Below are 26,298 nucleotides of genomic sequence, written 5' to 3'. Positions count from 1 at the left end.
GTTCGCTGGAGTTGTTCCGGGCTTCAGTGCACCCGGCCGGATTCGGCCTCCAGAATGCCGTCGGCATCAAGTCCGGCGATCGGCAGGCGCGTGTCGGTCGGAACGTCTCCGGACAGCTGCAGGGCAAGATAGCGGCCGCAGCACACGCGCAGGAAGCTTGTGAAATTGCCGAGGTCGTGCCCGGCATCGATGCTTTCGTGGTGCAGCCGTGTGATCAGCTGCACCACATTCATCCCGTCCCGTGCTGCTATTTCGTCGAGCACCTTCCAGAAAAACGTCTCCAGCCGCACCGAGGTGACCATGCCGTCGATGCGCAGGGATTTCGTCGTACTTTCCCAAAGCGCGGGATCAGAATCGATAAAAAGCTTGCACATGGCTTTCCTCCTGGGCCCGGCGCATGAGAGCCGGATCCTCACATGGTGACGAGCGAAGCGCAATCCTGGGAGATCACGTCGTCACGCCGCCATTGAAGCAGCCGCCTTGCCGCCCAACACCGCATTGAACTGGGAGAGCCATGCCGGATGCGCCGGCCACGCCGGGGCGGTGACAAGATTGCCGTCGGTCACGGCGGCATCGATCGCGATCTCGGCATAGGTCGCGCCGGCAAGTTCCACTTCCGGACGGCAAGCCGGATAAGCGGAGACGGTGCGGCCCTCGATGACCTTCGCGGCGGTCAGGATCTGCGCGCCATGGCAGATCGCCGCCACCGGCTTGCCCTCCTCCATGAAATACCGAACGGCCTTGAGAACATCCGCGTCGAGCCGCAGATATTCCGGCGCACGCCCGCCCGGAATGACGATCGCGTCATAGGCTGCGACATCGACATCGGCAAAACTGGCGTTCAGCGTGAAATTGTGGCCGCGCTTTTCGCTGTAGGTCTGGTCGCCTTCGAAATCGTGGATGCAGGTGGCCACCGTCTCGCCCGCCTTCTTTCCCGGGCAGACCGCGTCGACCTCATAGCCCATGGCAAGCAGCGTCTGGAACGGCACCATGGTCTCGTAGTCCTCGGTGAAGTCCCCGGTAATCATCAGAATTTTCTTGGCAGTCATGCTTCTTCCTCCCATGCAAAATTTGGCAGAAGAAAACCGTAGCAGCGGACGGGAATGAACGGGTATTACGGGATTACTACAGGTTGATTTTCCGCCACTGCGAGGGCCGGCTTGCAAAGCCGGCCTGCCTGCAAATTCCCCCTTGACCTCCCCCCGTCGTGATGTCATAACCCCTGCGAACCGTACCGTACGGTTCAGCGCCTGAATGCCGTTCAACACAGACCGACCTTTGAAAAATGCCGTCAACCGCTTTTGACATCGCCACCTCCCGCACGGATGCAGCGCCGGAGTTCTCGCCGCGCCAGCAGGTGGTTCTGCAACACGCCCTGACATTGCTGGTCGAAGGCGGGGAAAAGGCGTTGACGACGGCCGGGCTCGCCCGCACGGCCAGTTGCTCGAAGGAAAGCCTCTACAAGTGGTTCGGCGACCGCGACGGTCTTCTGGCGGCCGTCGTCGCCTATCAGGCAAGCCAGGTGCAGTTTCCCTCCGAAGCCGGTGCGACGGCGGACGCCGCGACCTTCCGCGCTCACGTGACCGCGTTTGTCGAAGCTCTGCTCGCGGTCCTGTTCTCGGAGACCTCTCTGGCGCTGAACCGCCTCGCCATCGGCCAGTCCAACACCAATTCCAACCGGCTCGGCCAGTTGCTTCTGGTGCGCGGCAAGCACATGATTTCCGCCCGCGCCCGCGCCATGCTGGAAAGCGGCCGCCGCCACGGACTGTTGAAATTCGACAAGGCCGAAGACGCCTACCAGGTGCTCTACGGCCTTGCGATCCGCGACGTTCACGTCCGTCTCCTGCTCGGCGAATCCGCCGGCCCGGCGGAGAAGGATCTCAAAACCCAGGCCGAAACGGCTGTGGACCGCTTTTACCGGCTGTTCGAGGCTTGACGGCCCCGGACGGCAGGGCATCAACCAGACACAACAAGGACCGGCATCAAACCCGGCTATTTTCAAAGACAGAATGCAAACGGGAGAAAGGATACCCCATGCGCGTTTATTACGATCGTGACGCTGACATCAACCTGATCAAATCCAAGAAGGTCGCCGTTATCGGCTACGGTTCCCAGGGCCGCGCCCATGCCATGAACCTGAAGGACAGCGGCTGCACCGACATTGCCGTTGCGCTGCGCGAAGGGTCCACCACGGCTCTGAAGGCCGAAGCCGACGGCTTCAAGGTCATGTCCGTCGCCGAAGCCGCGGCGTGGGCCGACCTGATGATGATGGCCACTCCGGACGAGCTGCAGGCCGACATCTACAAGGACCACATCGCCGGCAACATCCGCGACGGCGCCGCAATCGCCTTCGCTCACGGCCTCAACGTTCACTTCGGCCTGATCGAGGCGAAATCCACCGTCGACGTTCTGATGGTTGCGCCCAAGGGCCCGGGCCACACCGTGCGCGGCGAATACGTCAAGGGCGGCGGCGTGCCGTGCCTGATCGCCGTTCACCAGGACGCGTCCGGCAACGCCCATGACCTCGGCCTCTCCTACGCCTGCGGCGTCGGCGGCGGCCGGTCGGGCATCATCGAAACCACCTTCCAGGAAGAGTGCGAAACCGACCTCTTCGGCGAACAGGCCGTTCTCTGCGGCGGTCTGGTTGAACTGATCCGCGCCGGTTTCGAAACGCTGGTCGAAGCCGGCTACGCTCCGGAAATGGCCTATTTCGAGTGCCTGCACGAAGTGAAGCTGATCGTCGACCTGATCTACGAAGGCGGCATCGCCAACATGAACTACTCCATCTCCAACACCGCAGAGTGGGGTGAATATGTCACCGGCCCGCGCATCGTGACCGCGGAAACCAAGGCGGAAATGAAGCGCGTCCTGAAGGACATCCAGACCGGCAAGTTCACCTCCGACTGGATGCAGGAATACCGCGCCGGCGCCGCCAAGTTCAAGGCAACCCGCCGCCTCAACGACGCCCATCAGATCGAGGAAGTCGGCGAAAAGCTGCGCGGCATGATGCCGTGGATCAAGTCCAACGCCCTGGTCGACAAGTCCAAAAACTAAGGGTCGTCCAACCGATCGCGCAAACGAAAGGCCGGGCAGCGTTGTCCGGTCTTTTTCTTGCTGGCAATGCAGGACCGCGGCCACGTCACGGCGTCCGGGGGCTGCTCGAGCCGGGATGCCTGCAATCGCCGCCCTTCGGTGAAACCTACTTCGCCAGCCGTTTCAGAGCGGCCTTCGCCAGAAGATTCCCCTTCTCCGCCGCAATCCGGTACAACGCCTTCGCCTGGTTCAGATCCAGGGCGACGATTTCGCCCTCCTCCAGGAGTACGGCCAGGTAGTAGGTGCCATCGTGGTCGTCCAGGGTGGCGGTTTCCTCGAGAAGGGCAAGGCCTTCCGTCCTGTTTTCCGGCATGCCCAGGCCGTGGATCATCATCCAGGCGGCATTCGCCTTTCCCGACAGATCGCCCCGCTCGCTGGCTTCCTTGAACAAGCGGTTGGCCTCGGTGTAATCACGCGGGACGCCCCATCCCTCCCGGTAAAGGATGCCGAGAGCGGAGAAGGCTCCGGCAAAATTGCCGTCAATCGCCGACCGGTAGTAGGAGACAGCCTTTTCATAGTCCCTTTCTACCGAAAGTCCGTTTTGATACATCCAGCCGACATTGTTCTGCGACATGGTGCTTCCCAGCTCGGCCGCTACGGAAAAATGCTCGAAGGCGAGGTCATAATCCACGGCGCCTCCCTTGCCGTCGTAGAAGTAGTTACCAAGCGCGGTGTGCGCGGCCATGGGCTGGCCCTGAACCGCCTCGCGGAAATAGGACAATGCCTTTTCCGGATCCGTGGCGACACCGCCTCCTTCAGCATAGGCACGACCGAGCGTCATCAGAGCGTACCCATCGCCACGTTCTGCATGGACGTTCAAGATTGCGATCGCATCCTGCAACTGGTCGGCGCTGAAAGATCGGGCTCCCTCCACGTAGAGCATCGCAAGGTTCAGTTCCGCCCAGCTGTCGCCGGCGTCCAGCGATTTCAGGTACCAACTTTCCGCCGCGAAGACATCCTTTCTGACCCCCACCCCGTTTTTGAGGTGCCACCCAACCGATCCCATTGCCCCGACATGGCCCTGCTCTGCGGCTTGCAGCAGATAGCGATAAGCCGTTTCAGGTGACGATTCGGCCAGAAGGCCCTGCTCGTGCAGGATGCCGATCGCATTCAGTGCTTCGACACTGCCGAGCCGTGCCGCCTTTTCAAACCAGGCGAGCGCGCGCTCGGGATCGTAGGAAAGAACAGACCCTTCGGAGCTGGCATAATAGCCAAGCCTGTAGGCTGATTCCGAATAGCCTGCCGCCGCCAGGTCTTCGAGCATTTCAACGCCGGCCGCAGGATCGCTCTTGCCATCCCAGTTTTCGGCGATGGCAACGGCCACCTGATGGCGCGCGTCGAGGCTGTGCTTCGCGGCCTGCCTGTACCACATCAGCGCCGTCGCCGAGTTCTTTGCACCGAACTGCCGCCATTCAAGAGTTCCCGGTCCAAGGATCAGGCCAAGAGTGAACTGCGCGCTGACGTTTCCATTGTTGGCCGCAAGAGTGACAAGCCGCATGATTTCGGCGTTGGTCTCCGCGGTTTCCGGCCTCATATCCATCAGGGCCTTTGCAAGCGCGAATTGCGCCGGCGGGAATGGATCGGGATCCATGTCAACGGCGCGGCGCAGATGCTCTTCGGCCTTGTCCATGTTCTTCGGCAAGACGATGCCATAGGCGTAGGCCAGGCCGAGGAAGAGGTCTGTTTCCCGCTGTTTCGGCCAACGACCACCCGTCTCCGCATCCTTGGAGATGAGCTGCGTGAGCGGCGCCAGAGCTGAAAGCGCGTGCTGGTCCGCCACACGCTGCATTTCCTGAAGACCTGCGCCGAAATCGGCGCTTTCCACTTCCCCGAGGATCTGCATTCGCGCCCATTTGACCGAAGCATCGACATTGCCCTGGTCGGCAGCGATCCGGTAGAGGCGGGCGGCCTGGTCGAGGTCCCTGCGAAGAGTGCCGTCAGTAAGGGCCTCCGCCGCCTCGTAGGCCGCCACCTCGTCGCCGAGTTCGCCGGCACGTATCTTCCACTTCAGCACCTCCCAAGCATCCGCATCGTCGCCCCGGCCTTCTCCGGCGAGATAGGCAAGTCTTACAGCGGCATCGGGATTGTCCCCCGTTGCGCCCAATTCATAGCTCTTCCTGGCTGCCTCAATGTCCCTGGGGCCGCCAAGACCCTCCTCCTGCATGTAACCCAGGTAGTGCGCTGCAAAGGTGTGACCGTTTTCCGTGGCGCGTCGCAAATAGTCCCGCGCAAGGACGTCATCGACGTCCACCCATTCGCCGTGGAAATAGGCGAAGCCGAGCGCTGCGAGAGCATCCTCCACTCCGGCCTCCTCGGCCTTGCGGAAGTAATCCATGGCTCTGGCATGGTCCCGGTCCTCCCAGCCTTCCCTGACGTAGAGCCGGCCGAGATCAATGAACGCCTCCAGATCTCCCTTGTCGGCGGCCTTGCCGTAAAGCGCGAGCGCTTTTTCGAAATCGTGCGGAACGCCGTCGCCCTTTGCGTAGAGGTCTCCAAGCGCGCGCATGGCGTAGGTATCGCCCAGGCTTTCGGCCCGGCCGTACCAGGACATGGCTTCCACCGGGTCCGCCGCGACCCCGACGCCGTCATCGTACATGTCGCCCAATACCGCCAAGGCGGGGATATGGTCCTCTTCGGCTGCCTGCTGCAGCATCCTGCGACCGCGATTGACGTCCTGCTCGAAGCCGCCGATTCCGTTGACAAGCGCAAATCCATACTCGGTCAGTGCGAAGAGATCCCCCGCTGCAACGGCTTCCTCGTAAAGCTTCCGCGCCTTGGCGGTATCCTGCTCGACACCGTCACCTTCCTGGTAGAGCCAGGCCAGATACGCCAGGGCTTTGGGAAGCCGTTCCGCCTCGATCGCCAGCCGGTACTGCGCGGCCGCTTCCTTAAAACTCTGCTCCACCCCGCCGCCCTGCTCGAAGGCGACGCCAAGGGACACATGAGCATAGGCATAACCCATATGCGCGGCCTTGCGAAAAAGGACTACTGCGCGATCCCGGTCCTTTTCGACACCGAGGCCCCAGTAATACATGGTGCCGACGTGATGTATCCCTTCGGAGGAGCCGGCATCCGCAGCTTTTTGATACAGCGCGGCGGCTTCGCTCAGGTCCCTGGTGCCCAGCGCGCCATATTCATGCAGAAGACCGAGCTGCACCCAGCCGTCCGGCGATCCGGTTTCGGCCCCTTCCCGATAGAGCTTTGCCGCCATCCGCGCGTCGGCCTGTGTTCCGATCCCGTCCTCGTAAAGCCAGCCGAGGGCGACGGTCGCGGCCGGCAAACCATCCCGGCTCGCCCACTGGATCCAGAAAAAGGCCTGTGATTCGGTCTTCCGAACTCCGAGGCCTTCCAGATACAGAAAGCCCAGACGAAGACCTGCCCAGCTGTCCCCGAAATCGGCCCCCTGCTGATAGTAGGACGCCGCCTTGCCATAGTCCTGCTCACCGGCGAGACCGGTCTCGTAGTAATAGCCGAGCAGCGACTTGGCATAGGGAAACCCTAGGTCTTCCGACCTTTGGAAATAGGAAAAGGCCTTCTCGTAATCCGGCTCCCAGAGTTCGTCGTTTTCATAGGCGAGACCCAGGAGGAACAGGTCCTCGGGATCCTGTGCCGCCTCACGGGCCAGCAGCTCTTCCAGTTCGCGCGCATCAGGAAGCTTCTCCAGCGCCTTGCGTCCGGACTGGTCGGACCCGCCCAGCTCATGGCGCGGAGTGTGCTGTCCCCAGCCTTGTGCCTTGTTGCCGTCACCGCTCTTGTTCGACACCGCGAGCGCGGAAGTGGCCGAAAAACAGACCAGGAAAAATGTCAAATAAATAGAATTCATCGAGCCCACCCGACACGGACACCACTGCAGAAATCTACACGCGGATGCCATTCAAGAACCTTCTCATCCGACCGCGGAAACCTTGCCTGAAAGGGCGCGAGTCCGCGTCCGGAACGCACATGATGGGGCGTTCTCTGACGTGCAATTGCGCCCAGACACTCCCGATTTCGTCTTACACTGCGTTTGCCGGATAGACAACTTCCGCAACGGCGGCCAGGTATCCACTACCCAGACTGGCAATCCACGCCGCCCCCTGTGCCGATCGTCACCCGCCACCGGTTCGAGTTTTCACCTGCCAACCGGGGCAAATGGTCAATGGCAAATGTGACTTGGATAAATCTCACAAAGTTGTAGAAGAGTTGCAATTTTAGGGTTACCAAAACGGTGAGATTTTTTTCGGCTCCGTAACTGGATCAAAATACAGACTTTGTAGTTATAGAATCCTGCCTTCCCGGTAATTCTCGCTGGAGCATGTCCGCATGGATATATCGACACTGTTTTTGGCCAACGTGCTTCTCCTGTCGATATTTGCCATCTGCTTTCTTGCCGTCTCCCTGCAGGCGAGCCCGCGCGGCCACTGGCTCAGCTGGTCAGCCGCAAATGCGCTTCTGGCTGCCGCCCTGTTGGGTTTCGCGCTGGACCGGCATGCGCCGTCGCTGGCAGCCTATCTGCTTCCGAACGCTCTTCTGCTTCTGGGGTTCGGATTTCACTGGCACGCCGCCCGTCAGCTCGCACAGCTTCCGACCGGCATCGTAATCGTTGCAGCGCCCGCCGCCGGCTATCTTATCGTCGCCGGCAACGCCTATCTCTTCTCGAATTTCGCCCTCGCCTATACGGCGTCCAACGCCATCCTGACATTCGTCGCCGTTGCGACCATCAGCGCCTATGCCTCCAAGCCTTTCCAGGGGCTGATTTCGGCGATCGGCCTTGTGCTTGCCTTCTTCTTTCTGGGCGTCGACGGAGCTCTCAGGACCGTGCACGGACTGGTCCTCGGCGGCCTGTCCGGCCCGCTCGTGATCGATGATACGCTCCAGAACGCGCACCTGATGTTCGCGCTGGTCTTCGTCAGTCTGACGGGTGCCTTCTCCCTGGCCATTTCCTTTGAACAGGTGGCACAGCGAAACCAGGAAGCCGCGCGCCGCGACCCGCTGACCGGAACCTTCAACCGGCGCGAATTCCAGGATCGCCTGGAAGAGATCCTTCGCGCGGAGCCCGCCCAGCCCTTCGGGCTGCTTCATTTCGACCTCGATCATTTCAAACAGGTCAACGACCGGTTCGGCCATGTGGCCGGCGACGCAGCGCTGGTGAAGATCTGCGATACGGTCAAGAACCACCTGCGCCAGGACGATTGCCTGGCACGGCTCGGCGGCGAGGAATTTGCCGTTCTGCTCCCCAGGATCTCCCGGGAGAACGCCTTCAAGGTTGCCGAACGCGTCCGCGAGAGGATCTCCGAGCTGCGTTATGACTTCGCGCCGCAGGAATTCAGCATTACCGCGTCGTCCGGGATCTATCACGGCACCGGCGACGGCCTCGGCTACGAGGAACTGTTCCAGATCGTGGATCAGGGTCTTTATCAGTCCAAGAGCGCCGGCAGAAACCGCATTTCCATCGCCGTTGCGGGCGAAGAGCTCGCGCTGGTGCGCCAACCCGCCTGATGCGGAACGGGGCACCTGCGATCGATGATCATCTGATCAGAAATGCGCTTCGATCAGCCGCGTGACTTCCTCGTCCCGTGCGGATTCGCTCTCCCCGCCCATCACCACGACGATCAACTGCTTGCCGCCGCGGTTGGCGGTCGCGACGAGATTGTAGCCGGAGAGCCGGATATAACCGGTTTTCAGCCCGTCGACACCGGGCACCTTGCCGAGAAGATTGTTGGTCGCCCGGAAGGACCGGCCGCCATAGGAATAGGACGTGGCCCGGTAATAGCTTGCATACTGGGGGAAGTGCCGTTTGAGAGCGAGGCCGAGTTTGGCCATGTCGCTGGCCGTGGTCACCTGGGCCGGTTCGGGCAGTCCGGTTGCGTTGACGAACCGCGTCCGGCCAAGGCCCATTGCCCGCGCCTGCTGCGTCATCTGCCGGGCGAAGGCGTCCTCGCTGCCGGCAAGGTTTTCCGCAATGGCGACGGCAACGTCATTGGCGGATTTGACCGCCAGCGCCCGGGCGGCCTGTTCCACCGTGATCGTCGACCCGGCCTTCAGGCCGATTTTCGCAGGCGGCTGGGACGCTGCGTTTGCCGAAACCTTGAGCGGCGTGGACAGGGAATACCGGCCGTTGGAGACCGCATCGAAGAGCAGATAAAGCGTCATCATCTTGGTGAGGGAGGCTGGAAAGCGCGCCGCGTCGGCGTTTACCGCGTAGAGTTCCTCTCCGCTCGCCGCGTCCAGAACGAGGGCCGAATAACCGCGTTCGACCGCTGTTGACGGTGCATAGCTGACGGCCGGCAGCGAAACCGTCTGGACGGATGCGCTTGCAACCGGCGCCGACGAGGCCGCCGGGCCTTCCTGCGTGCTCTGGCAGGCGGCGAGCAGTCCCGCCAGCAGGAGGGCTGCGGGCTTCATCCAGTTTGCAGTCCAGCGCATTGCCGATCCCACGCTATTCCGGCTTCACGGTTTCAGGCGATAACCAGTCTTGAATATCCGGTGTACGATGAAAAGCGATCCGCCAAGGAAGACCATGGTTGCCAGCAGAGACATCCACAGGCTGACATCGGCCTCACCGTAGAAACTCCAGCGGAACCCGGAAATCAGGTAGACGACCGGATTGATCAGCGTCACCGTCTGCCAGAATTCCGGCAGCATCTTGATGGAATAGAAGCTGCCGCCCAGAAACGCCAGCGGCGTTACGATCAGAAGCGGGACGAATTGCAGCTTTTCGAAATTGTCCGCCCAGATACCGATGATGAAGCCGAGCAGTGCAAAAGTAATGGCGGTCAGCATGAAAAACGTGACCATCCAGAACGGATGCTGGATTTCGAGCGGCACGAAGAAACTCGCGGTCGCCAGGATGATCAGCGCAACGATGATCGCCTTCGTCGCCGCGGCCCCGACAAAGGCGATGGTGATTTCGAGATAGGAGACCGGCGCCGACAGGATTTCGAAAATCGTCCCCGTGAATTTGGGGAAGTAGATGCCGAAGGACGCGTTGGAAAGGCTCTGGGTCATGAGCGACAGCATGATCAGGCCCGGCACGATGAACGCGCCGTAGCTCACACCGTCCACTTCGGTAATGCGGGAGCCGATGGCGGCGCCGAAGACGACGAAATACAGCACCGTCGATATCACCGGCGAGATGACGCTTTGCATGAGCGTGCGCCTGGTGCGTGCCATCTCCGCGAGATAGATGGATTTGATCGCTTCAAAATTCATGATCTTTACCGTACCCCGTCCCTAGCGTCCTGCGCCGGCCACGACTTGCGGCGGCCGGTCCAAAATCAATTCCATCCGCGGCAACGTGCGGCCAGGTATGGACCCGGAGGGCGACCGGCCGACCGTGCGAAAGCCCATGCGGGCGTAAAAAGCCTCGGCGAACGGGTCCGCATCCAGACCGATACACGTCAGGTTGTGTGCCTGCGCGTCGGATTTCAGCCGGTCGAAAAGCTGCCGGCCGACGCCCTTGCCCCGCCATGCCGGATCGACAAAACAGGTTTCGAGCTCGCCGGCCTCTCCATCGTCGCCCACGGACAGGCGGATGCAGCCGACAAGGGATCGGCCGTCCGCTTCGCCGAGCCAGAACTCGTCCCGCAGAATCCAACTGTCGCGAACCCGCAATTCTTCGGCGCATTGCGCCATGAAGGCATCGTCATACCCGTTCGACTGCTTGGAGCGCATGCACAGGTCCGTCAGTCCGTTGCGGTCGCGGAGCTCTGCCTTGCGGAAGATGATGCCTGCCGTCATTTGGCCTCTCAGCTCCTCTTCACCAGGTCGACAAATATGTCCTCGAGGGACGACTGGTCCGTCTGCAAGTCGTGGAACCGCACACCCGCCGTCGAAAGGTCCGTCAGGAGTGCGGTGATGCCCGTGCGTTCCGCCTGCGTGTCATAGGTGTAGGTGAGACTGCTGCCGTCGTCTTCCAGCTCCAGATTGTAACCCGACAAGGCGTCCGGCACGGCTGGGAGCGGCTCGACCAGGCTGAGCGTCAGCACCTTGCGGCCCAGCTTGCGCATCAGTTCGGATTTGTCCTCCACGAGAATGATCTCGCCTCCGTTGATGACCCCGACCCGGTCGGCCATCTCCTCGGCTTCTTCAATGTAATGCGTTGTCAGGATGATCGTGACGCCGCGCTCCTTCAGGCTATCGACGATGCGCCACATATCGTGCCGAAGCTCGACATCAACCCCCGCCGTCGGTTCATCCAGAAAGAGGATCTTGGGTTCGTGGGCCAGGGCCTTGGCAACCAGCAACCGGCGTTTCATGCCCCCGGACAGCGCCATGATCTGGTTGTCGCGCTTGTCCCAAAGGGTCAGGTCCTTCAGGATTTTCTCGACCAGGTTGCTGTCGGGGCGCAGTCCGAACAGGCCGCGGGTGAAGGCGACCGTATCGCCGACCTTTTCGAACGGCGCGGTCGGCATTTCCTGCGGCACAAGACCGATCAGTTGCCGCGCGGCGCGGTAGTCCTTAAGGGCGTCATGGCCGCCGACGAGAATACTGCCCGATGACGGACGCACCAGGCCGCATATCAGGCTGATCAGGGTGGTCTTGCCCGCGCCGTTCGGCCCGAGAAGCGCGAAGACTTCCCCTTCCTGAATGTCGAGAGATACGGATTTGAGAGCCTGGAAACCGCCGTCATAGGTCTTATCCAGGTCACGGACGGACAATATCGGAGCCATGAAGTCCAAACCGGTTCGGAAAATGTGTTTTGACCAGACGGCCAAATGGGTGAGGCACACTTGCATGTGGGCAGGAGCACTGCAAGATGCAAGTCGTTTCCGGCTTGCCGGCCGATTTCATCGGCTGCCGCTCCCCGGGCGAAGCACTGTTTCACCCCTGGAAACACTGCGTTTGTGCTCGGCCAGCTAGGTTTCACGCACGGCAGCACTATGTTGGTGGCAAGTTCTTTTGACGAAAGTGAGACACCCATGTCCATCCGACCGGTCACACACATCGGCACGACGCAGCCGACCCTTGAAGGCGCCGGCGTCAAGCTGGAGCGGGTTTTCGGATTTCAGGATCCGGAAATGCTGGATCCCTTCCTTCTCCTCGATGATTTCCGCAACGAGCGCCCGGAAGACTATCTCAAGGGCTTTCCCTGGCATCCGCACCGGGGCATCGAGACGATCACCTATGTTCTCGCCGGCACGGTCGATCACGGCGACAGCCTCGGCAACACGGGCAATCTCGGCGCTGGCGACGTGCAATGGATGACCGCGGGCCGCGGCATCATGCACCAGGAGATGCCCAAGGGCGACGCAAGCGGGCGCATGCACGGCTTTCAGCTTTGGGCCAACCTGCCCTCCTCTCTCAAGATGACGGCGCCGCGCTATCAGGATGTCAATGCCACGGACATTCCGGTTGTCATCGATGACGACGGCACGTCCGCGCGGATCATCTGCGGTGAGTTCTGGGGCAAGCGCGGTCCGGTCGACGGCATCGCCGCCGATCCGCAATATCTCGATATCCACGTGCCCGCCGGACAGAAAAAACGCTTCAAGGTCGACACCTACAAGCAGACCTTTGCCTATATCTTCGAAGGCACCGGCACCTTCCGTGATGCTTCCGATCCCTTCGGCGTCCTGACGGAAAAGGAATTCGCAGGCGAGGAACTGAAGATCCGCGACCAGACCGGCAACCGGTCCCTGGTGGTCTTCGGGGCCGGCGACGAGATCGTGGTTCAGGCGGGCGCCGAGGGCATCCGCTTCCTCCTCGTCTCCGGCGCCCCGATCAAGGAACCGGTCGCCTGGCACGGCCCGATCGTGATGAACACGCGGGACGAGTTGATGCAGGCGGTGACCGAACTGCGCAACGGGACGTTCATCCGCTAGCACGCGACGTTCGGGAAGGCAGCTGACACAGGTTGGTTGCCTTCTCCGCCGCCCTGCCTTGCAAGTATCACAATGTCCGGCTACGCCTTCGCGGTGTCAAGGCATCTCGTCCATTTCCAATCTCGGACGAGGTGCTCCGGCACTATGAAGACGATCGGCTTTCTGCATTCAAGTCGGCTCAGCTGAATGCAGGTCGATGAGAAGCGACCGGATATCCATGCCCCTGAAACTCCGCCCCGCCACCCTTTCCGATGCCCCTGTCCTCACCGATATTCTCCACCGGTCGAAAGCCTCCTGGGGGTATCCGGAGGAGACCATGGCGACGTTCCGGGAGCACTGGCGCATTTCCGAAGCCACGATCCGCTCGCTGCAGATGACCGTCGCCGAACGGGGCGGCCGGCCCATCGGCTTTTCCGGCCTCTCGGCGGAGGGCGAAGACACGCTGCTGATTGACTTCCTGTTCGTGGCGCCGGAGGCGCAACGCCAGGGCGTGGGCAATCTCCTGTTGAGCCGCGCCGAAGATTATGCCCGCAGCAAAAATCGCACGCGTCTTTATCTGGAATCCGATAGTCATGCAGGCCCGTTCTACGAGCAGCGCGGCTTCCGCAGGCTGACGACGCGGCCGAGCGAAATGCCCGGTGGCGAGATTCCGCTGATGGAAAAGGTTCTGGCGCCAGGCGTCCACGAAGTTGCCTCGCTCGACATCTCCCTCTCGCCCGAGACCTGGGGCTTCGAGACGGCCCACGAAGCCGCCATCGGCACCCACTTCGAAGAAGCCAGAAAATGCAATCCGTATCTGTGGAACGGACGCACGCTGAAGCTGATGGGGTATCGGTTTGAAAACGGCGTCTTCAAAGGCACATGCAGTGAAAGTACCTTTGCAGCGCACCTTGCCTGGCGTGACTGGGGCGCACCCGACGCTTCTGCCTACAATCTCTTCGGCTCCGCGATTCTCAAATCCAGCGACGGCGCGCTGCTTTACGGGGTCATGTCGGACCACACGGCAACCGCCGGCATGATCTATCCGCCGGGCGGCAACCTCGATCCCACCGATCTGACGCCGGAGGGAAAGGTGGACATGATCGGCGCGATCTACCGCGAGCTGGAAGAGGAAACCGGGCTGACGAAAGACGAACTGCGTGCCGACCGGCTTCTGGTTGCCTTCGACGGTCCGCGCATCGCCATAGCCCAGGTGTTCGACACCGGCCGGAACGCGGCGGAATTGCGCGAGAATATCATCCGCTTTTCGGCAAACTCCGAAGAGCAGGAACTGGCGGATGTGCGCATCATCAGAAGCCGCGAGGACCTGAAGGACCCGGCCATCGTGCCCTTCGCCCGTGCGATCGCAGACGAGCTCCTGCCCTGAACCACACGATTTCGGGTGCCTGTCGGAGGCGCTGTTTTGTCCGCTAAGAAAGATCCAAGATAATCGGGATAACCACTGGCGAGACGTGCCCAGAAATGCAAAAGTCCGCTCAACTGAGGTACCGCCGTCAGATAAATCGCTCGGGAGAAGTGAAATATGAGCCGCCGCTATGCGATCCTGGATGTCTTCACCAACAAAAGCCTTGCCGGAAATCCCTTGGCGGTGGTTCTGGACTCCGAGGGCTTGAGCGATGTGCAGATGCAGAAGATCGCCGGCGAGTTCAACCTCTCCGAAACCGTCTTCGTGTTTCCCCCGGACCATCACGGCCAATCGGCCAGCATCCGGATCTTCACCCCGAAGCTGGAACTGCCCTTTGCCGGTCACCCCACTATCGGAACCGCCATCCTGCTGGCAACCGAGCGGTTCGGCGATATCTCCGGGGAGCAGGACGCAGTGGTCGTCCTGAAGCAGAATATCGGCCCCGTGCGCTGCGCGGTCATCCTGCGTGAGAACGCCGCCGCCTTTGCCGAGTTCGACGTGCCGACGCTGCCCGAGCCGGCCGGTCCGACGCATAATGTCGAACTGATCGCGGCGGCCCTCAATCTGGAGCCGTCCGACATCGGCTTTGAAAACCACTCGCCGTCCCGGTTCCGCGTTGGCCCGCCCTTTACCTTCGTTCCGGTTCGCGATCTCAACGCACTTGCCCGGGCCAAGCCCGTCCCTGCCATGTGGAAGGCCGGCTTCGGCAAGAACGGGCACAATGACGCCTATGTCTACTGCCGGGAAACCCGGTCCCACGACAGTGCTTTCCATGCCCGCCTCTTCGCCCCCGACATGGGCATCCCGGAAGATCCGGCGACGGGATCCGCCGCCGCCGCCTTTGCCGGTGTGATCGACTATTATGACGACCTGCCGAACGGCACCCACATCTTCCGCATCGAACAGGGTTTCGAAATGGGCCGCCCATCCATGATCGACATGGAAATCGACATGGAAGGCGGCATGATGCATGCCGTGCGCATCGGCGGCCAGGCCACTCTCGTGGCCCGCGGCGAACTGTTCATCTGATCTGTCCACGCGCGGCGGAACGCCGCAATGCCGGGAAAGGCATCCCATGGCGGCCGGCGTTCGCCGCCACGGGAGCCTGTTTACTCCGCGGCTTCGGCCGCCGGACGCGGCGGCGCGGTTTTGCTCCAGGCGGGCAGGCTTTCCAGCCGCTGATACCACGCTTCGACGTTCGGATAGTCCTGCAGCGGTATCTGAGACTGCGGGTGCAGGGCAAATGCCGACGGCGCGCCGACAGCGAAATCCGTCACCGTGACCTTGTCTCCCAGAATGTAATTGCGGCCTGAAAGCCGGTCGTTCAGGACGGCCGCAAAGCGGCGATAATTCTCCAGTCCCGCGTCGATCTTCGCCTGATCGGGTTCGCCCATATCGAATGACGGCTTGACGATGGTCTCCCAGATAACCTCGCCCAGGGCACGGTTATAGTGCTGGACCTCCCAGGACATCCATCGCAGGATCTCAAACCGACTGTTCAGGTCCGACGGGCAGAACGCTTCCGCGCCGGCCCGGTCGCACAGATAGATCATCATCGGATTGGCTTCCCAGAGCTTCATGTCTGCGATGACCAGTGTCGGAACCTTCATGTTGGGATTGGCGGTGCGCATTTCGTCGCTCATGTGCTCTCCCGCCGCCAGGTTGAGCCGGTGAGTCTCGACCCCGTCATGAAGCCCGAGGTGGTAAAGAACCGCTTCGACGCGGCGGCAATTGGGCGAAAAGTCGTTCGTGTAGAATTTCATGTCCATCTCTCCTGTCTGATGAATACGGGATCGAAGCCGGCCCCGCCGTCTGACATGCTGAGCTGGTAAGTGCGCTTCACTTTACTCAACCATTTAGTTGACTATAATGAGATTCGATATTAGTCAACCAAAAGGTTCACTTTATGGACGCAGCAGACATCCCCCAACTGGATGCGACCTTTTCCGCCCTGAGCGACGGTACAAGGCGCGCGATCGTCGCCCGCCTTGCCGATGGCGAAGCGTCGCTTTCGCAATTGGCGGAGCCGTTCGACATGTCGCTCACCGCCGTCTCGAAGCACCTGCGGGTTCTGTCCGATGCCGGTCTGGTCGACGTTGAAAAGCGGGGCCGCACCCGCCACTGCCGCCTGCGCGGCGCCCCGATCAAGGAGGCGGTGGATTGGCTGAGCAAATACGAAGCCTTCTGGACCGACCGGTTCGAGGCCCTCGCCCGCCATCTCGCCAAGGACGACCAAGACAAGAAGGAACGCGAAAGATGACCGTTCAGCAGCCCGCCGGGGATTTCCTGAAATCCGAACCCGGCGTTGATCCGATCCTCATCGAAGGCCTGTTCCGCGCGGCGCCCGAACGCGTCTTCAGGGCCTTTACGGAACCTGAAGAGGTCAGTTGCTGGTTCCTGCCGCGATCCGGCGGTCTGGTTTCGGCGGAGATCGATCTGCGGGTCGGCGGCAGGTGGTGTTTCGTCATCGAGAGGAGCGCGGAAAAGCAGGTCCATTTCGAGGGCGAATACCTTGCCATCGAAGCCCCTGGTCGCCTCGAGTTCAGCTGGCGCTACGTTCAGGAATTCGCCGACGGCACACGTGAGGCGACGGACACGTCCCGTGTCTGTGTGACTTTCACCCGGGCAGGCGCCGCCACCAGGGTTCACCTGCGTCACGAGGCCATCAGGACGGAGGACGCACGCCGGGGCGTCGGCAGCGGCTGGACCCGCTGCTTCGGTTACCTGGTCGACTTTGTTTCCGATTAGCGCCTGGAGGAAGACATGACACATCCCAACCTCGTCAGGCGGGAAGATTGGCTGAAAGTAAGAGAAGCCCTTTTCCGAGAGGAGAACATTTACCAGGAAGTGTAACTGCCTCCCCGCCGCCCATGGTTTAGTTCGAAGAGGACTATGTCTTCGACACGCGAGCCAGAAGAAGAGCTTGACGGAGCTTTTCGGCCGGCGCCGGCAGCTAGTCGTCTACCATTTTATGTTCGGCGAGATCCGGGAGGAAGGCTTCCCGAGCTGTTCCTTCTGGACGGACAGTTTCGAAGGGAGCGACGTCCATCTCGCCGTCCGGGAACACGACCCTTGTCCTCATTTCCAACGCCCCGCTTGGAAAGCTTCTCGCATCGTGAATGTCGCCTACAGCCTGCTCGATATGATCTCGATGGGACGCCACGAGGATGGACTGCCGTATACGATGAGCTGGGTGAGGAAAACTAAGCAGAAAATGTGCTCGGTATGTGCGCCCCGCTGTCGACATGACGGCTCGACGATGAGCTTTCCGAGGCAGTTACATAGATACAATTTCTTGCGGCGCTCTCAGTACCTCGGTTTACTAATCAATAATTGAAGTTTCGACTTGTCTCTGCGAACGCAACTTAAATTACTATTGCAACTTATCAATTGAATTATCGGCGCACGTCAATTTATGATCGATACCCGTAGCGGGAGGCAACAATGGTAGAATCACTATTTTCGATAAAATATACGGGCGCGATTGCCGATTATGCAAGACTCGATTTGTATGACGCAAGCCAATCATACTATGGACTTGCACGAACACTTTCAATTTTAGGTCACTATTACATAACTGGAGAGATAATTGCACAGGCTCCTAGAAGCAAACTTGAACTTTATATTATTCCTCCTGAAGAAGGTTCTTTCAAACAAACCGTCATTGCTGGTGCACTTGGGGCAATAGTAGCCGCCCCTTTCACCACCTTTGTTAGCAAGACAGTAGAAAACTGGATCCCAAGCGGAGACCCTCAGATTGAACGCCTAATTGAAGCTCTTGAGGAGAATAATGACTTACTTAGGGAAAGAAATGGGGTGCTTCATAAGTCGGACGAAGAAGTTCGACAAGAAAGTGAGGTCGAACAACACCTAGAGCAACACAACGATAAAATGCAGGTGTTAAGAAGCATTACTTCAAATTCATTTCGGTCAGTATTTAGACCAATTGGCCGAAGTGCTGAGTACGTGAACCTATTGGCAGGCCCGTTCGAAGAACCCATAGGCGTGGTCGACGCGCACGTATTATCTCGCATAGAAGCTGACAGAATTGATGATGAAGACAGTATTCTAGTGGGCATTGTAAATTCATTTAGCAGATCATCAAAGACAGGCGTCATATTTTCTGAAGATATCAATAGAGGATTCCGCTTCGAATTCAAAGCCGATGGACGACTACCGAGAGAAGACGACTTTTCATGGAGCCAGTTCACTGGAAATAAGATTAGGATCTATGGTAGGTTTGTGAGATTCTTTGATGGAAACATTAAGAAATTCATTGTCTATACTGTGGAGAGAGACACAGATTAAGTTAGGTGATCTCAAAGCCGCACACTTGCATCAAATGGATTCCTGCCGTAAGAACGATACCCGTTAACAATCAGGTCATGCTTTTCCGTCAGTCTTGGCGGGCGACCTTTTGAGACGACAGGCCAAAGACAGATCCATGATCGCGCCACGCGACATTCACGGTTCTTCTCCGAGCGCGCATTCCCTGCGCTGCGGCCTGATTCTACTTGGCGATCTCCTCCTTCTTAGATGCCCCTGAGCGTCGGCTGATCCGCGTCTGACACGTGGAACGGGCACTTAGGGGAGAAATTTTGCAAACCGCATGACGAAATTCGGATCGCGTCTCGCAACTCCTGTCGTTTTCACTTAAGAAGAGCCGATCCAAGCCAGGGACGAAAGACATGACTGCCACATCCGCACAGGATCAAATCCGCATCTTCGACACCACCTTGCGCGACGGCGAGCAATCGCCCGGCGCGTCCATGACGCTGGAAGAGAAGCTGCAGATCGCCGAAATCCTCGACGAAATGGGCGTCGACATCATTGAAGCGGGCTTCCCGATTGCCTCAAACGGCGATTTCGAAGCAGTGCGCGAAATCGCCAAGCGCTCCAGGAACTCGGTCATCGCCGGCCTCGCCCGCGCCATCCATGCGGATATCGACCGTTGCGGCGAGGCTGTGAAACATGCCGAAAAGGGCCGCATCCACACCTTCGTCTCCACCTCGCCGATCCATCTGAAATACCAGATGAACAAGACGGAAGACCAGGTGCTGGATATCATCACCGACACGGTCACCCGCTCCCGCAACCTGATCGACGACGTCGAATGGTCGGCAATGGACGCGACGCGCACCCCGATCGACTATCTGTGCCGCTGCGTGGAAGCCGCGATCGATTGCGGTGCGACCACGATCAACCTGCCGGACACGGTCGGCTACGCAACGCCGGAAGAATACAGGACCATGTTCGAGCAGATCCGCGAGCGTGTGCCGAACAGCGACCGGGCGATCTTCTCCGTCCACTGCCACGACGACCTGGGGCTGGCGGTTGCCAATTCGCTGGCCGGTGTCGCGGGCGGCGCCCGCCAGATCGAATGCACGATCAACGGCCTGGGCGAGCGCGCCGGCAATGCGGCCCTGGAAGAAATCGTGATGGCGATCCGCACCCGCGGCGACGTGCTGCCCTATGAGACCCGGATCAATCCGAAATACCTGGTGCGGGCTTCGAAGATGGTCGCCGGCGCGTCCGGCTTCGCCGTCCAGTTCAACAAGGCGATCGTCGGCAAGAACGCCTTTGCCCATGAAAGCGGCATTCACCAGGACGGCATGCTGAAGAACGCCGAAACCTACGAGATCATGCGTCCGGAAGATGTCGGCGTGAAATCCACATCGCTGGTCATGGGCAAGCATTCCGGCCGCCATGCCTTCCGCGACAAGCTGCGCGAATTGGGCTTTGAGCTGGGCGACAACGCCCTGCAGGACGCCTTCCGCCGCTTCAAGGAACTCGCCGACCGCAAGAAACACGTCTATGACGAGGACATTGAGGCGCTGGTCGAGGACGAAATCACCATTCATGGCGAAGGTGCGAAGGTGATTGCACTGACGGTCATTGCCGGCACGGGCGGCCCGCAGAAGGCGATCCTGACGATGGACGTCAACGGTCAGCACATCACCAAGGAAGCCACCGGCGACGGTCCGGTCGACGCGACCTTCAACGCCATCAAGTCCATCGTGCCCCACGAGGCGACCCTGTCGCTCTACCAGGTGCATGCGGTCACCGAAGGCACCGACGCGCAGGCGGAAGTATCCGTGCGCCTGGAAGCCGAAGGACGCATCTCGACCGGCAAGGGCGCCGACACAGACACCCTGGTCGCCTCCGCCCGTGCCTATGTCTCCGCCCTGAACAAACTGGCCCTGCGCCAGCAGACCGGCAATCCGGGCGCCCTGCAGGCCGTCTGATCCGGCAGGCCGGCCGGCGCTCAACGCCCCCCTGGAGGAATGCGGACCTTTCCGCTCGTCCTTCAGGGGAGTGGATATTCCTGAGCCTCGGCGAACAGGAAACGGCATCCTGCAAATCGGACGGCCTTCAAAGAAAAAGGGACCGTACGATACCCGGTCCCCATAGTCGCTCTGTTGCAGTGTCAGTCTGTTCGAGCTGCCGCATTCTCCCGCGTTTATACGGGGATGCTTCAGGCGCTCATGAGATAGGATTGCATCGACGGGCTGAGCATCTGGAAGACGTCCGCCTGCATGCCCTCAATGACCTTGCTTTCGCGGTGATAGAAGCCGGTCTGCTTGACGACTTCGCGCACTTCGCGATTGTCCGTGCGCACGACCGTCACGAGGTGGGAAAAGTAGGTGTTCTCGAAGAACCAGTCGGCCAGGGCCGAGAACAGCCGCGTGGGCAGCCCCGGATCCCGGTCCACGACTTCCTTCGGGAGACAATAGTTCACGCTGATTTCAGACGTTTCGGCGACCGGTGTAAAACCCGCCCAGCCGAGAAATCTTCCATCTTCCGAAACGGCCTTCCACTTCGCAAATCCGAGATCGTTCTGGTTCTGCAATGCTGTGCGCACCAGTTCCCCCGCATCCATGGGGGCACAATTGGTCGACAGTTCGTTGCACCTGTTACCAAAGGGATCTGAATGGAGATCTTGGACCAGTTTGATATCGGCTGGAGAGAAGGGAACAAGCCGCACTGAGCCGCATTCGAGGAAAATCGTCTGCACCGTGTCCTCCCATTCTTGGATATTGCTACGGACAGCCGCGGGACCCCGCAATCACTGCTGTTCGTAACCAGACCCTCATAACCCTGAATTGCGCCAACTCGGTGGCAGACCAAAGTATAAGGTCAAAAAAATAAAATTACACTCACAATTCCAACAAGTTAGGCAAATTAACCTCGCTGCACTGCACAACCTTAAGATTAATTCATTCTCCTCAAATTATTCACAGCAGCGCGTTCGTGTCCAATTCGGTTGATGGATCAACTCGTTGCCATTTAGCCATCTGATTACGGAACCAGGTCTCCTGGCGTTTGGCGTATTGCCGCGTTGCAATAGTGAGGCGAATTGCCGCTTGCTCGTATTCGACCTCACCGGACAGATAGGCGCCAATTTCGCCGACCCCGATGGCCCGCATGGCCGGAAGTTTGCCCGACAGTCCCTTGGCAAGGAGTGCCCGGACCTCTTCACACCCTTCTTCCGACAGCATCAGACGCGCGCGCCGTTCAATCCTCTCGTGCAGCCACGGCCGGGGCGGCGCCAGCACGAACCGGTCACATGCCTCGTCCGTGAGGATCGGCGCGGATTGCTGTTCCTTCTGCCACAGGGCCAGCGGCTTGCCGGTCGCCCTGATCACTTCCAGTGCCCGCGCGAGGCGTTGCGGATCGCTGAGCCCGGCCGCCGCCTCCGCATCGCCCGCTTCCGCAAGCGCCGATTTCAATCCCGTGACGCCTTCCTCATCGGCGAGTTCCCGCGCACCCGCGCGCACGTCTTCGGGAATATCAGGCAAATCGGCAAAGCCTTCGGTCAGAGCCTTGAAATAAAGCCCCGTTCCGCCTACCACTATCGGCAGCCGCCCCGCCTGCCAGGCAGCGTCCAGTTCCCTGGACGCCAGGCTGAGCCAGGCGCCGGTCGAAAAGGCGGACGATGCCGGCAGGATGCCGTAGAGCCGATGCGGAACCAGCGCCTCTTCTTCAGCCGATGGCCGGGCGCTCACGAGACGCAGGTCCTCGTAGAGCTGCATGGAGTCGGCGTTGATGATCACGCCGTTCCGCCGTTCGGCAAGGTCCAGCGCCAAAGCGGACTTGCCGCTGGCCGTCGGCCCGGCTATCAGAATGGCGCGTCTGCCAACAGCCCGTTTTCCATTGCCTTCCAGGGAATCATTCATGTCTTTAGTTGCCACTCTGGTGTCCACCCCAACTGCGCCCTCGGTCGAAGCGGAACTGATCCGCAGGGCGGAGGATGCCCTCGGCGTCACCGGAACATCGACACTCCTCAATCCTGGCGTAGCCGCCGATATCCGGATTGAAGGGATGAACGCAAGCGAAGCCGACGCTGCCCTGCGCGAGGTTGTCGGGCGGGCTCCGGTGGATGTCTTTGTGCAACAGCAGGAGGGCCGCCGCAAGCGCCTGCTGATCGCGGATATGGATTCGACCATGATCCGCCAGGAATGCATTGACGAACTGGCGGCCGAACTCGGTCTGAAAGACGAGATTTCCGCGATCACCGAGCGCGCCATGCGCGGCGAGATCGAATTCGAGCCGGCCTTGCGCGAGCGCGTCGCCCTGCTTGCCGGCCTGCCGCTTTCGGCGATCGACTCCGTATTGAGCAACCGCATCCAGTTGATGCCCGGCGGCCGCACCCTGGTGCAGACCATGAAGGCGTCCGGCGCCTATTGCTCGCTCGTCTCCGGCGGCTTCACCAGCTTCAGCCGGGCCGTTTCGGACATGATAGGCTTCGACGAGAACCAGGCCAATATCCTCTTGGAAGAGGGCGGCAAGCTGACCGGGAAGGTCCAGGAGCCCATCCTCGGCCGCGACGCCAAACGCGCCCGCCTGGAGGCTCTGGTGGCGGAAATCGGCCTTTCCTTGGAAGAAACCCTCGCTGTCGGTGACGGTGCCAACGATCTGGCAATGCTCGAGCGGGCCGGCTGCGGCGTCGCCTACCGCGCCAAACCCGCGGTGGCGGCCGCCGCCGACTTCCGCATCGACCACGGTGACCTTACCGCCCTGCTCTATCTCCAGGGCTACGCGGAAAGCGAGTTCGTGCTGAGCTGACAGGGTTGCCCCAGGCAACGCCAGGTGGCTCGACCTGCTTTCGTCCGTGTCGGACATTTCCCTGCCAGGGAGCAAGCCAACAGATCAAATGAATAGGGCGCCGATCGGCGCCCTATTGCGTTCAGGTGAACCGATCGGCCGGTTTACTGGTCTTCGATCCGCACCGGCACGAAACGGACATCGCCGGTCGGATTCGCCAGGAGCAGCAGGGCCGAGCGGCGGCCTTCATCCTTGAGTTTCTTGATCTGGGCTTCGACGTCAGCCGGCGTCGCGACCGTTTCCTGCGCGACCTCCTTGATGACGTCGCCGGCCATCACCCGTTTTTCCTCGGCCGAGGATCCCGGCTTCACTTCCGTGATCACCACACCGGTGACATCTTCATCGATGGAGAATTGCTGGCGCAGAGCATCGTCAAGCTCAGCCAGGGTCATGCCCAGGACTTCGCTCTTGTCGACGGGCTTGTCCGGCGTCTGCTCCTCGGTCTCCGTGCTGGTCTCGATCACCTCGTTTTCCTCAAGGCGTTCCAGTGTCACCTTGATGGGGACCTCCTTGCCCTTGCGCAGGACGGTGACCTCGACCTCCTTGCCGACGGCGGTTTCAGCGACCATGCGCGGCAACTCGCGCATCGTGGCAACCCTTCTGCCATCGAACCTGATGATGACGTCACCTGCCTCGATCTTTCCCTTCTCGGCCGGTCCACCCTCGGTCACCCCGGCAACCAGGGCGCCTCTGGCATCGCCCATGCCAAGGCTCTCGGCGATCTCGTCGGTGACTTCCTGGATGCGGACGCCGAGCCAGCCGCGACGGGTCTCCCCGAATTCACGCAGTTGATCGATCACCCGAATGGCGGTCTTGGCCGGGATGGCGAAACCGATCCCGATCGAGCCGCCGGAAGGAGAAATGATCGCTGTATTGATACCGACCACATTGCCCTGCATGTCGAACAGCGGGCCGCCCGAGTTGCCCCGGTTGATGGATGCATCGGTCTGGATGAAGTTGTCGTAGGGTCCGGCATTGATATCGCGGTTCCGCGCGGAGACGATACCCACGGTCACCGTGCCGCCGAGACCGAACGGGTTGCCGATCGCCATCACCCAGTCGCCGACCCGGATCACGTCGGAATCACCGAAACTGACGGCCTTCAGCGGCTTGGGCGGGTCGACCTTCAGAACGGCGATATCGGTCTTGTCGTCGATCCCCAGGACGTCCGCCCTGAGCTTTGTCCCGTCATTGAAGTTGACGGTCACTTCGTCCGCGCCTTCAATCACGTGGTTGTTGGTGACGATGATGCCTTCCGTGCCGTCGAGCACGAAACCGGAGCCAAGGGACTGAACGCGGCGCGGCTGGTCGTTGTCGCGGTTCTGCCGGTCGAAGAACTCCTCGAAAAACTCCTGGAAAGGAGACCCGTCGGGAACCTCCGGCATGGGCACGGAGCGCTGCGCCTGCACGGTCTGGGCGGTGGAAATGTTCACGACAGCATCAGCTAGGTTCTCCGCCAGATCGGCGACGGAGACCGGTCCTTGCGCCTTTGCTGGCTGGACTGGCTGAAAAGCAACCATTCCGCCAAGAACGATACCGGCCGCAGCAAATCCGATCCGGGTCATTCGGCGGTGAAAGAATTCTGGTGCCATGGGGCTCTCTCCTCATCCCTGCGGGCTGGGCTGTTGTCGGGTCACGAGACTGATAGTGACATGAGACCAGACAGTCGATGGCCCAGTCCGGCTCAGATCCTCTTGAATATAGAACGGGCGGAAGGTTTTGGCGCCTCCCGCCCGACAACTTTTCGCTATCCGCGTATGATCCACACAAGAAGCACGCCAATTGCGGCGGCAATCAGACCTGCAGTGCGCAGGGTCTGGTCCGAAGTCTCCAGCGCGCTGCGCATGACTTGCTTCATGCCGCCGGGCGCAAGTGCATAGAGCACTCCTTCGAAAACCAGAACCAGACCCAGCGCGGTCAGCAGTTCACTCATTGCGCGGTGAGCGAAGAGGTACGATCGATGAGGTCTTCACCACCATCGCCATTGCCATTGCCGTTGCCATTGCCGTTTCCGCCACCGGCCCCGGGCGCACGCTCGCCGGACGGGTCCTTGAAGAAGCGGAAGAAGCTGGAGTCGGGCGATAGGACCAGGCTGGTGTCACCTGCCTCCAGGCCGGTCTCATAGGCCTGCATGGAACGGTAGAAGGCGAAGAACGCCGGATCCGCGCCAAAGGCTTCGGCAAAGATCCTGTTTCTTTCCGCATCTCCGTCACCACGGGTGATTTCCGAGTCACGTCTGGCTTCCGCCACCAGAACCGTGGCCCGGCGATCGGCCTGCGCCCGGATCTGGCGCGCCCGCTCTTCACCCTCTGCCCTGATCTCGGTTGCCTCACGCTGACGTTCCGTCTGCATTCGCGCGTAGATCGCCTGGGAGTTGGCTGCCGGCAGATCCGCACGGCGGATTTTCACGTCAACCAGTTCGATCCCCAGTTCCGCAGCATTGGCGCTGACATTCTTGCGGATCTCTTCCATGACGCCGGCACGATCGTCCCGCACAAGGGCCATGAAGCTGGTTCTGCCGAGCACCGATCGCAGCGTGGACTGCAGCAGGGTCGCAAGGCGCAGGTTCGCCGTCGGGATGTTCTGAACACGCTGATAGAACAGAACCGGGTCGGAGATCCGGTACCGTGCGAAAGCGTCCACGACCAACCGCTTCTTGTCCGAGGAGATCGGCTCAAGAGGCGGGATATTCAGGTTCAGGATGCGCTTGTCCAGATAGACCACGTTCTGAACGAACGGATATTTGAAGTAGGCACCCGGTTCGGTTTTCGTCTCGATGATCCGGCCAAGCTGCATGACAAGCGCCTGCTGGGTCGGCGTGACGACATAGATCGACAGGTAACCGACAATGGCTACGACGACCAGGATGATTGCGATGATTCCGCCGCGCAT

Annotated in this window: 24 protein-coding genes and 1 pseudogene; 12 read left to right on the top strand and 13 right to left on the bottom strand. The window is 60.5% G+C overall.

Going from position 1 to position 26,298, the window contains the following annotated elements; all coding sequences use genetic code 11:
• Positions 1 to 23: 23 nt before the first annotated feature.
• Positions 24 to 374, bottom strand: a complete 351-nt coding sequence (locus ON753_RS05885; RefSeq protein WP_265961641.1) for a ribbon-helix-helix domain-containing protein — start codon at positions 372 to 374, stop codon at positions 24 to 26.
• Positions 375 to 455: 81 nt separating this feature from the next.
• Positions 456 to 1,049, bottom strand: coding sequence for a DJ-1/PfpI family protein (locus ON753_RS05880; RefSeq protein WP_265961640.1), 594 nt, complete (start codon positions 1,047 to 1,049; stop codon positions 456 to 458).
• 236 nt (positions 1,050 to 1,285) lie between these two features.
• On the opposite strand from ON753_RS05880, the gene ON753_RS05875 reads away from it, so the two are divergent.
• Positions 1,286 to 1,936, top strand: coding sequence for a TetR/AcrR family transcriptional regulator (locus ON753_RS05875; protein WP_265961639.1), 651 nt, complete (start codon positions 1,286 to 1,288; stop codon positions 1,934 to 1,936).
• 98 nt (positions 1,937 to 2,034) lie between these two features.
• Positions 2,035 to 3,054 (top strand): ketol-acid reductoisomerase, encoded by a 1,020-nt coding sequence (gene ilvC / locus ON753_RS05870; RefSeq protein ID WP_265961638.1) that lies wholly within the window; start codon positions 2,035 to 2,037, stop codon positions 3,052 to 3,054.
• Positions 3,055 to 3,199: 145 nt separating this feature from the next.
• On the opposite strand, the gene ON753_RS05865 is transcribed toward ilvC, so the two are convergent.
• Entirely contained in the window at positions 3,200 to 6,916 is a 3,717-nt protein-coding gene (locus ON753_RS05865; RefSeq protein ID WP_265961637.1) for a tetratricopeptide repeat protein, read from the bottom strand.
• A 479-nt stretch (positions 6,917 to 7,395) separates the two neighbouring features.
• Between ON753_RS05865 and ON753_RS05860 the strand changes: the two genes are divergently transcribed.
• The gene (locus ON753_RS05860; RefSeq protein ID WP_265961636.1) at positions 7,396 to 8,571 is read left to right on the top strand and encodes a GGDEF domain-containing protein; all 1,176 of its coding nucleotides are present in this window, start codon (positions 7,396 to 7,398) and stop codon (positions 8,569 to 8,571) included.
• Between the two features lie 36 nt (positions 8,572 to 8,607).
• Here ON753_RS05860 and ON753_RS05855 read toward each other — a convergent pair whose 3' ends face one another.
• From ON753_RS05855 to ON753_RS05840, 4 genes are read right to left on the bottom strand one after another with little or no spacing between them, the layout of a single operon-like run.
• A complete protein-coding gene (locus ON753_RS05855) occupies positions 8,608 to 9,498 on the bottom strand; it encodes a D-alanyl-D-alanine carboxypeptidase family protein (protein WP_265961635.1) in 891 nt (296 codons plus the stop codon).
• Positions 9,499 to 9,522: 24 nt separating this feature from the next.
• Entirely contained in the window at positions 9,523 to 10,284 is a 762-nt protein-coding gene (locus tag ON753_RS05850) for an ABC transporter permease (RefSeq protein ID WP_265961634.1), read from the bottom strand.
• A 21-nt stretch (positions 10,285 to 10,305) separates the two neighbouring features.
• Positions 10,306 to 10,812 (bottom strand): GNAT family N-acetyltransferase, encoded by a 507-nt coding sequence (locus ON753_RS05845; protein ID WP_265961633.1) that lies wholly within the window; start codon positions 10,810 to 10,812, stop codon positions 10,306 to 10,308.
• Positions 10,813 to 10,820: 8 nt separating this feature from the next.
• A complete protein-coding gene (locus ON753_RS05840; protein WP_265961632.1) occupies positions 10,821 to 11,744 on the bottom strand; it encodes an ABC transporter ATP-binding protein in 924 nt (307 codons plus the stop codon).
• Between the two features lie 249 nt (positions 11,745 to 11,993).
• Between ON753_RS05840 and ON753_RS05835 the strand changes: the two genes are divergently transcribed.
• The 3 genes from ON753_RS05835 to ON753_RS05825 all read left to right on the top strand — a co-directional run bounded on the left by ON753_RS05835 (position 11,994) and on the right by ON753_RS05825 (position 15,330).
• Positions 11,994 to 12,896 carry a pirin family protein gene (locus tag ON753_RS05835; RefSeq protein WP_265961631.1) on the top strand — a complete coding sequence of 301 codons (903 nt, stop codon included), beginning with the start codon at positions 11,994 to 11,996 and terminating at the stop codon, positions 12,894 to 12,896.
• Positions 12,897 to 13,113: 217 nt separating this feature from the next.
• A complete protein-coding gene (locus ON753_RS05830) occupies positions 13,114 to 14,262 on the top strand; it encodes a GNAT family N-acetyltransferase (RefSeq protein WP_265961630.1) in 1,149 nt (382 codons plus the stop codon).
• A 156-nt stretch (positions 14,263 to 14,418) separates the two neighbouring features.
• Entirely contained in the window at positions 14,419 to 15,330 is a 912-nt protein-coding gene (locus ON753_RS05825) for a PhzF family phenazine biosynthesis protein (RefSeq protein WP_265961629.1), read from the top strand.
• Between the two features lie 80 nt (positions 15,331 to 15,410).
• Here the strand turns inward: ON753_RS05825 and ON753_RS05820 are convergent, their stop codons facing one another.
• Entirely contained in the window at positions 15,411 to 16,064 is a 654-nt protein-coding gene (locus ON753_RS05820) for a glutathione S-transferase family protein (RefSeq protein ID WP_265961628.1), read from the bottom strand.
• A gap of 143 nt (positions 16,065 to 16,207) precedes the next feature.
• Between ON753_RS05820 and ON753_RS05815 the strand changes: the two genes are divergently transcribed.
• From ON753_RS05815 to ON753_RS05800, 5 genes and pseudogenes are all read left to right on the top strand, one after another.
• Entirely contained in the window at positions 16,208 to 16,561 is a 354-nt protein-coding gene (locus ON753_RS05815; protein ID WP_265961627.1) for an ArsR/SmtB family transcription factor, read from the top strand.
• Positions 16,558 to 17,049, top strand: coding sequence for an SRPBCC family protein (locus ON753_RS05810; RefSeq protein ID WP_265961626.1), 492 nt, complete (start codon positions 16,558 to 16,560; stop codon positions 17,047 to 17,049). The genes ON753_RS05815 and ON753_RS05810 overlap by 4 nt, the downstream gene beginning before the upstream one ends.
• A 172-nt stretch (positions 17,050 to 17,221) precedes the next feature.
• Positions 17,222 to 17,638: pseudogene (locus ON753_RS26780) on the top strand (DUF899 family protein); the annotation flags it as partial.
• 107 nt (positions 17,639 to 17,745) lie between these two features.
• On the top strand, positions 17,746 to 18,609 hold the full coding sequence (locus ON753_RS05805) for a DUF7946 domain-containing protein (RefSeq protein ID WP_265961625.1): 864 nt from the start codon (positions 17,746 to 17,748) through the stop codon (positions 18,607 to 18,609).
• Positions 18,610 to 18,989: 380 nt separating this feature from the next.
• Positions 18,990 to 20,546, top strand: a complete 1,557-nt coding sequence (locus tag ON753_RS05800; protein WP_265961624.1) for a 2-isopropylmalate synthase — start codon at positions 18,990 to 18,992, stop codon at positions 20,544 to 20,546.
• 230 nt (positions 20,547 to 20,776) lie between these two features.
• Here the strand turns inward: ON753_RS05800 and ON753_RS05795 are convergent, their stop codons facing one another.
• Both ON753_RS05795 and miaA read right to left on the bottom strand, forming a co-directional pair.
• Entirely contained in the window at positions 20,777 to 21,286 is a 510-nt protein-coding gene (locus tag ON753_RS05795; protein ID WP_265967071.1) for a GNAT family N-acetyltransferase, read from the bottom strand.
• Between the two features lie 250 nt (positions 21,287 to 21,536).
• Positions 21,537 to 22,478: a tRNA (adenosine(37)-N6)-dimethylallyltransferase MiaA gene (gene miaA, locus ON753_RS05790; RefSeq protein WP_265961623.1), complete on the bottom strand. Its 942-nt coding sequence runs from the start codon at positions 22,476 to 22,478 to the stop codon at positions 21,537 to 21,539.
• Here miaA and serB point away from each other — a divergent pair.
• Positions 22,477 to 23,367, top strand: a complete 891-nt coding sequence (gene serB, locus ON753_RS05785; protein WP_265961622.1) for a phosphoserine phosphatase SerB — start codon at positions 22,477 to 22,479, stop codon at positions 23,365 to 23,367. The two genes, miaA and serB, sit on opposite strands and share 2 nt — an antisense overlap.
• Before the next feature lie 143 nt (positions 23,368 to 23,510).
• Here the strand turns inward: serB and ON753_RS05780 are convergent, their stop codons facing one another.
• The 3 genes from ON753_RS05780 to hflC form a co-directional block, all read right to left on the bottom strand.
• Positions 23,511 to 24,998: a Do family serine endopeptidase gene (locus tag ON753_RS05780; protein WP_265961621.1), complete on the bottom strand. Its 1,488-nt coding sequence runs from the start codon at positions 24,996 to 24,998 to the stop codon at positions 23,511 to 23,513.
• Positions 24,999 to 25,153: 155 nt separating this feature from the next.
• Positions 25,154 to 25,339 carry a DUF2065 domain-containing protein gene (locus tag ON753_RS05775; RefSeq protein ID WP_265961619.1) on the bottom strand — a complete coding sequence of 62 codons (186 nt, stop codon included), beginning with the start codon at positions 25,337 to 25,339 and terminating at the stop codon, positions 25,154 to 25,156.
• Entirely contained in the window at positions 25,336 to 26,298 is a 963-nt protein-coding gene (hflC, locus tag ON753_RS05770) for a protease modulator HflC (protein WP_265961618.1), read from the bottom strand. Before hflC ends, ON753_RS05775 begins: the two co-directional genes overlap by 4 nt.

Source organism: Roseibium salinum (genome assembly GCF_026240905.1).
Classification (GTDB): domain Bacteria; phylum Pseudomonadota; class Alphaproteobacteria; order Rhizobiales; family Stappiaceae; genus Roseibium; species Roseibium salinum.
Note: the sequence above shows the minus strand (reverse complement) of the source record. Positions and strands in the feature narration are given on the sequence as shown.

Excerpts from the sequence above, each read along its gene's own strand:
- ON753_RS05875 (WP_265961639.1), top strand. The coding sequence starts at position 1,286 with ATGCCGTCAACCGCTTTTGACATCGCCACCTCCCGCACGGATGCAGCG.
- ON753_RS05850 (WP_265961634.1), bottom strand. The coding sequence starts at position 10,284 with ATGAATTTTGAAGCGATCAAATCCATCTATCTCGCGGAGATGGCACGC.
- ON753_RS05775 (WP_265961619.1), bottom strand. The coding sequence starts at position 25,339 with ATGAGTGAACTGCTGACCGCGCTGGGTCTGGTTCTGGTTTTCGAAGGA.
- ON753_RS05805 (WP_265961625.1), top strand. The coding sequence starts at position 17,746 with ATGGTAGAATCACTATTTTCGATAAAATATACGGGCGCGATTGCCGAT.
- ON753_RS05880 (WP_265961640.1), bottom strand. The coding sequence starts at position 1,049 with ATGACTGCCAAGAAAATTCTGATGATTACCGGGGACTTCACCGAGGAC.
- ON753_RS05810 (WP_265961626.1), top strand. The coding sequence starts at position 16,558 with ATGACCGTTCAGCAGCCCGCCGGGGATTTCCTGAAATCCGAACCCGGC.
- miaA (WP_265961623.1), bottom strand. The coding sequence starts at position 22,478 with ATGAATGATTCCCTGGAAGGCAATGGAAAACGGGCTGTTGGCAGACGC.
- ilvC (WP_265961638.1), top strand. The coding sequence starts at position 2,035 with ATGCGCGTTTATTACGATCGTGACGCTGACATCAACCTGATCAAATCC.
- ON753_RS05885 (WP_265961641.1), bottom strand. The coding sequence starts at position 374 with ATGTGCAAGCTTTTTATCGATTCTGATCCCGCGCTTTGGGAAAGTACG.
- ON753_RS05860 (WP_265961636.1), top strand. The coding sequence starts at position 7,396 with ATGGATATATCGACACTGTTTTTGGCCAACGTGCTTCTCCTGTCGATA.
- hflC (WP_265961618.1), bottom strand. The coding sequence starts at position 26,298 with ATGCGCGGCGGAATCATCGCAATCATCCTGGTCGTCGTAGCCATTGTC.
- ON753_RS05835 (WP_265961631.1), top strand. The coding sequence starts at position 11,994 with ATGTCCATCCGACCGGTCACACACATCGGCACGACGCAGCCGACCCTT.
- ON753_RS05840 (WP_265961632.1), bottom strand. The coding sequence starts at position 11,744 with ATGGCTCCGATATTGTCCGTCCGTGACCTGGATAAGACCTATGACGGC.
- ON753_RS05825 (WP_265961629.1), top strand. The coding sequence starts at position 14,419 with ATGAGCCGCCGCTATGCGATCCTGGATGTCTTCACCAACAAAAGCCTT.
- ON753_RS05830 (WP_265961630.1), top strand. The coding sequence starts at position 13,114 with ATGCCCCTGAAACTCCGCCCCGCCACCCTTTCCGATGCCCCTGTCCTC.
- ON753_RS05855 (WP_265961635.1), bottom strand. The coding sequence starts at position 9,498 with ATGCGCTGGACTGCAAACTGGATGAAGCCCGCAGCCCTCCTGCTGGCG.
- ON753_RS05865 (WP_265961637.1), bottom strand. The coding sequence starts at position 6,916 with ATGAATTCTATTTATTTGACATTTTTCCTGGTCTGTTTTTCGGCCACT.
- ON753_RS05800 (WP_265961624.1), top strand. The coding sequence starts at position 18,990 with ATGACTGCCACATCCGCACAGGATCAAATCCGCATCTTCGACACCACC.
- serB (WP_265961622.1), top strand. The coding sequence starts at position 22,477 with ATGTCTTTAGTTGCCACTCTGGTGTCCACCCCAACTGCGCCCTCGGTC.
- ON753_RS05780 (WP_265961621.1), bottom strand. The coding sequence starts at position 24,998 with ATGGCACCAGAATTCTTTCACCGCCGAATGACCCGGATCGGATTTGCT.
- ON753_RS05820 (WP_265961628.1), bottom strand. The coding sequence starts at position 16,064 with ATGAAATTCTACACGAACGACTTTTCGCCCAATTGCCGCCGCGTCGAA.
- ON753_RS05815 (WP_265961627.1), top strand. The coding sequence starts at position 16,208 with ATGGACGCAGCAGACATCCCCCAACTGGATGCGACCTTTTCCGCCCTG.
- ON753_RS05845 (WP_265961633.1), bottom strand. The coding sequence starts at position 10,812 with ATGACGGCAGGCATCATCTTCCGCAAGGCAGAGCTCCGCGACCGCAAC.